This is a genomic window from Pseudomonas sp. AC463 (assembly GCF_979253585.1).
Genome location: NZ_CEEDDZ010000287.1, coordinates 1 through 341, shown reverse-complemented (window position 1 = coordinate 341; position 341 = coordinate 1). Strand labels below are relative to the sequence as shown.

At 65.1% G+C, this 341-nt stretch carries 1 protein-coding gene; it reads left to right on the top strand.

Annotation, left to right across the window (positions count from 1 at the left end; all coding sequences use genetic code 11):
- Positions 1-235 (top strand): PEPxxWA-CTERM sorting domain-containing protein (locus tag AC0IYH_RS30185; RefSeq protein WP_471837798.1); only part of this gene is annotated, 235 nt, incomplete at its 5' end.
- Positions 236-341 lie beyond the last annotated feature (106 nt).

The following is a 341-nucleotide window of genomic DNA, read 5'->3' as shown; positions in this document are numbered from 1 at the left end:
CATCTGCTCCGGTCTGGAAGATCAGGTCGAGGCGCTCGATCTGGCATTGCTGGATGCGATCGGCTGGAACGTGAACGTCGATGTGCTGGCGAACCCAGGCTACACCTTCACCACCGGCGCGGCGTTCGGGCTGGTGCCGGAGCCGACGACCTGGGCGATGATGATCGGCGGCATGGGCATGGTTGGCGGTGCGATGCGCCGTCGCCGCGTCAGCACGAAGGTCTCGTTCGCCTAACAAGTTTCTCCTGCGGGGGAGCGACAAGGAGCCGCTGGTCGAAAGATCGGCGGCTTCTCTGTGTCGAAGTGATCGAGCGGACGGGCGCAAAGCGAAGCGCGGGGGG